Consider the following 7,054-nt stretch of genomic DNA (forward strand, 5'->3'; position numbering starts at 1 on the left):
TTCGCTTCTGGCGTTGGTGCCGATCGCCACCATAGCCTTTTCAATTTTGACCGCCTTCCCCGCCTTAGGCGTGATCTAGGGCGGGGCCCAGAACTGGGTGGTGGAGATGCTGGGGCCCGAGGTCGGGCACACCGTGCTGAACTATCTCGAGGGCTTCAGCCAGAACACCGGGCGACTGACCGCGATCTCGATCGTCGGCCTCGTCGTCAGTTCGGTGCTGCTGCTGGCCACGATCGAGGACGCCTTCAACGGCATCTGGCGGGTCAAGGAGCAGCGGGCCTGGGCGGTGCGGATCGTCACCTTCTGGGCGATCCTGACGCTGACGCCGATCCTGGTCGTCGCCAGCTTCTCCTTCACCATCACCTTCTTCGGCAGCTATGGCGGCGGGGTCGGGCAGGAGCTGTGGGCCCCGTTCATCGGCTTCGTGCCGCTGATGCTGCAGTTCATCGGCTTCTCGCTCTTGTACCAGCTGATCCCGAACCGGTCGGTGCGCTGGGTCGACGCCGTGATCGGCGGGCTGATCGCGGCGGTGCTGTTCGACCTGTCCAAGCGCCTGTTCGCCTGGTATCTGCGCGCCTTCCCGGCCTATGAGACGATCTACGGCGCGCTGGCGACGATCCCGATCTTCCTGCTGTGGCTGTACCTCGCCTGGTCGATCGTGCTGATCGGCGCGGTGATCGCCGCGGCCCTGCCCGACTGGCGGTCCGGCCGGCTGCTGGGGGCCGAGATCGACGCCCTGCTGCCGGGGCCGCGGCTGACCATCGCCGTCGCCATGCTGCGTGAACTGGCCGCGGCCAGCCGGCTGGGCGTCGGGCTGCATCGGCGCACCCTGGTCGAGCGCGTGCCGGTCGGCATCTCCGCCCTCGACGGCATGCTGGAGCAGTTGCGCCGCGCCCGCTTCGTCGAACGCTCGGCCTCCGACACCTGGCTGGTGTCGCGCGACCTGCGGGTCACCACCCTGGCCGATCTGATGCGCGGCCTGGGCGTCGGCATGCGCGGCAAGATCGGCGAGGTACCGGGGCTGGAAGGGCCCGGGCTGCAGGCGCTGGCCGACCGGATTCACGCCGCCGAGGAGGCGCACCAGGACAGCCTGGGCACGCCGTTGTCGACCGTGCTGGTCGACGAACCGCCGGTGACGGAACGGCTGACCGGCCCGCAGCCGGACAAGCGGCCGATCCCGCTGCACCGCATGCCCCCGAACGGAGAAGGCCCGCCGTGACGGGCACGGCGGGCCTTCCTCAACCGACCGGAACGATCGACGTCAGCTGTTGACGATGCGCCAGGTACCGTCGCCGTTGCGGCAGGCGGTGCCGGTGCCGGTCTGCGCCCGACCCTGGATGTAGATGGTCTGGGTGAATTCGCGGCAATCGCGGCCCTGGTCCTGATAGGTACGGGTCGGCGTGACCGTTCCGTAATTGCCCGAATCCGGATTGCGCCATGAGCTTTCCGTGCCGCTGCGGCCGGTCTCGAAGGTGCGGTTGTAGGTCTGCTCGGCATACATCTGGTCGGACCGGTCGAGCGAGGAGCCGACCGAGTTGCCGAGCCAGGCGCCGATCAGCACGCCGGCGGCCGTGGCGGCCAGCTTGCCGCCGCCGCTGCCGAACTGCGAGCCCAGCAGGCCACCGCCGGCGGCGCCGATCAAGGTGCCCGCGCCCTGCTTCGGTCCGAAGTCCTGGCACCCGGCCAGTGCGACGGCACCGACAAGGGCGGCCGCGATGGTGAACTTCCTCATGATCTCCGATCCTCCTGCGATGCCCGTGGCGGGCATCGGACCTGTCCTGCGCGCCATGGACTTCACGGCGACGATCCCTAATGTAGCCAAAATTCGACCGAATAAAGGCCGAGTCGCCATGACGACCCCACCTTCCGCCCCGAACGCCGGCAGTGCCGCATCCGAACCCGCTAACCGCGATTTCGTTCCGCCGGACGAACCCTTCGCGCTGTTCGCGGAATGGTTCGCCCTGGCCGCGGCGCATGAGGCCAACGACCCCAACGCGATGGCGCTGGCCACGGCAACGCCGGACGGCGTGCCATCGGTCCGCATGGTGCTGCTAAAGGGCGTCGACGACGCCGAGGCGGCGCTGCGCGGCTTCGTCTTCTACACCAACCTGGAAAGCCGCAAGGGGGGCGAGCTGGCCCGCAACCCGCGCGCGGCGCTGAGCCTCTACTGGAAGAGCCTGCGCCGGCAGGTGCGGGTCGAAGGGCCAGTGACGCCGGTCGACCCTGCTGAGGCCGACGCCTATTTCGCCAGCCGGGCCCGCGGCAGCCGGATCGGCGCCTGGGCTTCGACCCAGTCGCACCCGCTGGCCGACCGGCCGGAGCTGGAGGCGGCGGTGGATGAGGCGACGCGCCGCTTCGGCCCTGAGGAGACCGACGGGCCGGTGCCGCGGCCGCCGCACTGGTCCGGCTTCCGCCTGGTGCCGTGGCGCATCGAATTCTGGCAGGAGCGGCCGTACCGGCTGCACGACCGGGTGGTGTATGAGCCGGGGATGAACGGCTGGCGCCACCACCGGCTGTATCCGTGACCGCCGCCGGCCCGGCCGACGCCCCGGTTGCTGCGGACGACCAGGCCAAGCGCGACCGGCTGATGCGCACCGCCACCGCGGTCAGCGTCTCGGTCGCCACCACCCTGTCGCTGCTGAAGCTGGCCGCTTGGCTGGTCACTGGATCGGCGGCGATCCTGTCCTCGCTGCTCGACAGCCTGGTCGACGTCGCCGCGTCGGGCATCCTGCTGATTAGCATCCGCCACGCGCTGCGGCCGCCCGACCGGTCGCACCGATTCGGCCATGGCAAGGCCGAGCCGCTGGGCGCCATCGCCCAGGCCGCCTTCGTCGGCGGCTCCGCCCTGCTGCTGATCTTCGAATCGGCCGGCCGCTTCGTGACGCCGGAACCGGTCAGCGAGGTGCCGCTGGGCATCGCCGTGATGGCGATCTCGCTGGTCGCCACCATCTCGCTGGTGCTGTTCCAGCGCGGCGTCGCCCGCCGCACCGAATCGACCGCGATCGCCGCCGACCGGCTGAACTATATCGGCGACACCGCCACCAGCGTGGTGGTGCTGGCAGTGCTGGTGATCGGCCAGCGCCCGGGCTGGCAGTGGCTGGACCCGGCGGCGGCGATCGGCGTCGCGCTGTGGCTGCTGGTCGCCGCCGCCCGCATCGCCCGCCGCGCCGTCGACCATCTGATGGACCGGGAGCTGCCGCAGGACGAACGGACACGCATCGCCGAGATCGTGCGCGCCGACCCCGAGGTGGTCGACCTGCACGACATGCGCACCCGCGCCGCCGGCGGCACCCGCTTCATCGAGCTGCATGTCGAGATGGAGGGCAACCTGACCCTGTGGCAGGCCCACACCGTCTGCGACCGGGTGGAGGCGTCGCTGTCGCGCGTCTTCCCGAACGCCGAGGTGATCCTGCACCAGGAACCGGCCGGGCTGGACGACGACCGGCTGGACCACCGGATCTACAAGAAGTAGTCCGCGCTACCGACCAACCTTCGCGGCATAGGCGTCGGCGACGGCCTCGACCCGGTGCTTCAGACCGGAGCGCAGGCCGATGGCGAAGGCGACCTCCGCCACCAGGAACATCGGCCCGATCAGCAGCTGGAACAGGTTCGACAGGAAGGCCGGCCGCTTGCCCTCATAGGCGTGGCCGACCAACTGCAGCGTCCAGCCGCCGACGAACAGGATGGCGGCGACGATCCAGGTGACCGAGGCCGAGCCGCCATCGACCACCAGATGCGCCACGATCAGTCCCGGCACGATGACCACCGCCATCGCCAGGCCGAGCCCGAGGTCGAGCGAGATCCACAGCAGCCAGACCAGCACCGCCACCAGCTCGGCCAGCGTCACCAGCCAGCCGCCGATGGCGCCCAATGGCACCGTGGCGAGCGCCACAAGCACGGCCAGGATGATTGCCGGGATGCCGAAGAAATGGGTCAGCCGGTTGCGGCCGTCGCGGTGAAAGCTGGTGTACATCGCCATCTGGCGATCGAAGAGATCCGAAGCCATGCGCGATCCTCCCCGCTTTGGGCTTATTCTCCTGGCGGGGAGGTGCGCGAGACGTCAGTCTTGCCGCTTCGTAGATTGGATTCGCGTCTGCGAACCCAACACCGGCCCAACCTACTCCGACGATCCCTGGCGTGGCCTCAGCGAGGCCGCGACGGCTTGCCAGAAGCGATGCGCGTCAGCTTCTTCTCGCTGCAGCGCCTCTTCTGCCAGCCGGTCCGCATATCGATAGGCCCCCCGGCCGTGGGCGGCCGTCAGCTCGTGAGCCGCGCGGCCGACCTCGACATAGTCGACAGGCTCCACCGAGCCTCAATCCTGCAGGGCCAGCAGCAGGCTGGAGGTGTCGACCCGGCCGCCGGCCTTGGCCTGGACCGCGGCATAGAACTGGTCGACCAGCGCCGTCACCGGCAGCCGGGCGCCGTTGTGCTTGGCCTCCGCGAAGCAGATGCCCAGGTCCTTGCGCATCCAGTCGATGGCGAAGCCGAAGTCGAACTTGTTCTGCAGCATGGTCCGGCCGCGGTTTTCCATCTGCCAGCTCTGGGCCGCGCCCTTGGAGATGACGTCGAGCACCAGGTTGCCGTCCAGCCCCGCCTTCTGGGCGAAGTTCAGCCCTTCCGACAGCGCCTGGACCAAGCCTGCGATGCAGATCTGGTTGACCATCTTGGTCAGCTGCCCGGCGCCGGCCGGCCCCAGCAGGGTGCAGGCGCGGGCGTAGCTGTCGATCACCGGCTTGGCGACGGCGAACACCGGCTCGCGCCCGCCGCACATCACGGTCAGCGCGCCGTTCTCGGCCCCGGCCTGGCCGCCGGAGACGGGGGCATCGATGAAGCCGAAGCCCAGCTTGTCGGCCTCGGCCTCCAGCTCGCGGGCGATGTCGGCCGACGCCGTGGTGTGGTCGACCAGGATGGCGCTGCCGGACATGCCGGCAAAGGCGCCGTCCGGCCCCTTGACCACCGAGCGGATGTCGTCGTCGTTGCCGACGCACATGAACACGATCTCGGCGTCCTTGGCCGCCTCGGCCGGGGTTGGCGCCCATTGGCCGCCATGCTTCTCGGCCCAGGCTTCGGCCCGCGCCGCGGTGCGGTTGAAGACGGTGACCTGATGCCCCGCCTTGACCAGATGCCCCGCCATTGGCGCGCCCATCACGCCCATGCCCAGGAATGCGACCTTCATCGTCCTCGTCCACCCGTCATGCATTGGAGACGACACAGTGCACCAACCGCGGCCTTTGATTCCAGCCTTCGGCGCGCGTATCTGATGTCCATCATGACGAATGCCGCTTCCCCCGCCCGCCGCTTCGCCGGCGACCACCTGGTCATCGCCAGCCACAACAAGGGCAAGATCCCGGAAATCGCGGCCCTGCTGCAGGGCCGGGTGCCGCGCCTGACCTCGGCCGCCGACCATGGCGTGCCGGAGCCGGAGGAGACCGGCGACAGCTACATCGCCAATGCCGAGCTGAAGGCCCGCTTCGTCGCCGCAGCCACCGGCCTGCCGTCGCTGGCCGATGACAGCGGTGTGTCCGTCAGCGGCCTGGGCGGCGCGCCCGGCATCTATTCCGCCCGCTGGGCCGAGAAGCCCGACGGCAACGGCCGCGACTTCGCCTATGCCATCGAGCAGGTGCGGCTGAAGCTGGGCGACAACCCGGACCGCAGCGCAAGTTTCATCTGCGCCCTGTCGCTGTGCTGGCCGGACGGCCATTGCGAGACGGTGGAGGGCGAGATCCGCGGCCAGCTGGTGTGGCCGGCGCGGGGGACCAAGGGCTTCGGCTACGACCCGATCTTCGTGCCGGACGGCCACAGCAGGACCTTCGGCGAGATGGAGTCGGCCGAGAAACACGGCATGAGCCACCGCGCCGACGCCTTCCACAAGCTGGTGGCCCGCTGCTTCGCGCCATGACGGCGCCCGGCTTCGCCCTCTATGTCCACTGGCCGTTCTGCAAGTCGAAATGCCCGTATTGCGACTTCAACTCGCATGTCCGGGAGCAGGTGGAGCATGAGCGCTGGCGCCGGGCGCTGGTGGCGGAGCTAGACCATTTCGCCGATCTGACGCCGGGGCGGACCCTGACCTCGATCTTCTTCGGCGGCGGCACCCCGTCGCTGATGCAGCCGGCGACGGTCGCCGCCGTGATCGACCGCGCGGCCGAACGCTGGGGCCTGGCGCCGAGTATCGAGATCACGCTGGAGGCGAACCCGACCTCGGTCGAATCGGGGCTGTTCGCCGGCTTCCGCGCCGCCGGGGTGAACCGCGTGTCGCTCGGCGTCCAGGCGCTGGACGAGCCGTCGCTGCGCTTCCTCGGCCGCAACCATTCGGCCGAGGAGGCGCTGGCGGCCGTCGTCGGGCTGGCCGCGCGCCATTTCGACCGCTTCTCCTTCGACCTGATCTATGCCCGGCCCGGCCAGACCGTGGCCGGCTGGACGGCGGAGCTGCGCCGGGCGCTGGACCATGCCGTCGGCCATATCTCGGCCTATCAGCTGACGATCGAGCAGGGCACCCGCTTCCACACGCTGTATTCCCGCGGCGAGCTGGTGCTGCCGGACGAAGACACCCAGGTGGCGCTGTACGAGGCGACGGCCGAGGTGCTGGGCGCGGCCGGCCTGCCCGGCTACGAGATCTCGAATCACGCCCGGCCCGGCGAGGAATCGCGCCACAACCTGACCTATTGGCGCTATGGCGACTATGTCGGCATCGGCCCCGGCGCGCACGGGCGGCTGACGCTGAACGACGGCAAATGGGGCACCCGCACCCACCGCGCGCCCGAGATATGGCTGGAGCGGGTCGAGGCCGCCGGCCATGCCGAGCATGGGCGCGAGGCGGTGCCGCCGGAGGCCCGGCGCGACGAGATGCTGATGATGGGGCTGCGTCTGGCCGAGGGCGTGGCGAAGTCCCGCATCGCCGACGAGATGGGCCAGCCCTTCGACCGGGCGATCGATCGCCGCAACCTGGACCGGCTGATCGGCCACGGCTTCCTGGCCGAGGACACCGACCGCCTGACCGCCACCCCCGCCGGCCGCCAGCGCCTGGACGCGGTGCTGGCAGCGCTGCTGGGGTGAG

General features: G+C 70.0%; 9 protein-coding genes. 5 read left to right on the forward strand and 4 right to left on the reverse strand.

What is annotated here, in order from left to right:
- Positions 1-106: 106 nt before the first annotated feature.
- Positions 107-1,219, forward strand: a complete 1,113-nt coding sequence (locus AC3XYG_RS08605) for a YihY family inner membrane protein (protein WP_489139405.1) — start codon at positions 107-109, stop codon at positions 1,217-1,219.
- A gap of 42 nt (positions 1,220-1,261) precedes the next feature.
- On the opposite strand, the gene AC3XYG_RS08610 is transcribed toward AC3XYG_RS08605, so the two are convergent.
- The gene (locus AC3XYG_RS08610; RefSeq protein ID WP_489139406.1) at positions 1,262-1,732 is read right to left on the reverse strand and encodes an RT0821/Lpp0805 family surface protein; all 471 of its coding nucleotides are present in this window, start codon (positions 1,730-1,732) and stop codon (positions 1,262-1,264) included.
- Positions 1,733-1,850: 118 nt separating this feature from the next.
- On the opposite strand from AC3XYG_RS08610, the gene pdxH reads away from it, so the two are divergent.
- Positions 1,851-2,525, forward strand: coding sequence for a pyridoxamine 5'-phosphate oxidase (gene pdxH / locus AC3XYG_RS08615; RefSeq protein WP_489139407.1), 675 nt, complete (start codon positions 1,851-1,853; stop codon positions 2,523-2,525).
- Positions 2,522-3,472, forward strand: coding sequence for a cation diffusion facilitator family transporter (locus AC3XYG_RS08620; protein WP_489139408.1), 951 nt, complete (start codon positions 2,522-2,524; stop codon positions 3,470-3,472). The genes pdxH and AC3XYG_RS08620 overlap by 4 nt, the downstream gene beginning before the upstream one ends.
- Before the next feature lie 6 nt (positions 3,473-3,478).
- Here the strand turns inward: AC3XYG_RS08620 and AC3XYG_RS08625 are convergent, their stop codons facing one another.
- The 3 genes from AC3XYG_RS08625 to AC3XYG_RS08635 all read right to left on the reverse strand — a co-directional run bounded on the left by AC3XYG_RS08625 (position 3,479) and on the right by AC3XYG_RS08635 (position 5,176).
- On the reverse strand, positions 3,479-4,006 hold the full coding sequence (locus tag AC3XYG_RS08625) for an Mpo1 family 2-hydroxy fatty acid dioxygenase (protein ID WP_489139409.1): 528 nt from the start codon (positions 4,004-4,006) through the stop codon (positions 3,479-3,481).
- 111 nt (positions 4,007-4,117) lie between these two features.
- Positions 4,118-4,306, reverse strand: a complete 189-nt coding sequence (locus AC3XYG_RS08630) for a hypothetical protein (RefSeq protein ID WP_489139410.1) — start codon at positions 4,304-4,306, stop codon at positions 4,118-4,120.
- 6 nt (positions 4,307-4,312) lie between these two features.
- A complete protein-coding gene (locus AC3XYG_RS08635) occupies positions 4,313-5,176 on the reverse strand; it encodes an NAD(P)-dependent oxidoreductase (protein WP_489139411.1) in 864 nt (287 codons plus the stop codon).
- A gap of 93 nt (positions 5,177-5,269) precedes the next feature.
- On the opposite strand from AC3XYG_RS08635, the gene rdgB reads away from it, so the two are divergent.
- Positions 5,270-5,899, forward strand: a complete 630-nt coding sequence (gene rdgB / locus AC3XYG_RS08640; protein WP_489139412.1) for an RdgB/HAM1 family non-canonical purine NTP pyrophosphatase — start codon at positions 5,270-5,272, stop codon at positions 5,897-5,899.
- Positions 5,896-7,053, forward strand: a complete 1,158-nt coding sequence (gene hemW / locus AC3XYG_RS08645) for a radical SAM family heme chaperone HemW (RefSeq protein ID WP_489139413.1) — start codon at positions 5,896-5,898, stop codon at positions 7,051-7,053. Before rdgB ends, hemW begins: the two co-directional genes overlap by 4 nt.
- Position 7,054 lies beyond the last annotated feature (1 nt).

The sequence above is a fragment of the Inquilinus sp. genome (assembly GCF_057815775.1).

Bases quoted from the DNA above. Each gene is read 5' to 3' on its own strand.
- AC3XYG_RS08610 (WP_489139406.1), bottom strand. From the start codon at position 1,732: ATGAGGAAGTTCACCATCGCGGCCGCCCTTGTCGGTGCCGTCGCACTG.
- pdxH (WP_489139407.1), top strand. From the start codon at position 1,851: ATGACGACCCCACCTTCCGCCCCGAACGCCGGCAGTGCCGCATCCGAA.
- AC3XYG_RS08605 (WP_489139405.1), top strand. From the start codon at position 107: ATGCTGGGGCCCGAGGTCGGGCACACCGTGCTGAACTATCTCGAGGGC.
- hemW (WP_489139413.1), top strand. From the start codon at position 5,896: ATGACGGCGCCCGGCTTCGCCCTCTATGTCCACTGGCCGTTCTGCAAG.
- AC3XYG_RS08625 (WP_489139409.1), bottom strand. From the start codon at position 4,006: ATGGCTTCGGATCTCTTCGATCGCCAGATGGCGATGTACACCAGCTTT.
- AC3XYG_RS08635 (WP_489139411.1), bottom strand. From the start codon at position 5,176: ATGAAGGTCGCATTCCTGGGCATGGGCGTGATGGGCGCGCCAATGGCG.
- rdgB (WP_489139412.1), top strand. From the start codon at position 5,270: ATGACGAATGCCGCTTCCCCCGCCCGCCGCTTCGCCGGCGACCACCTG.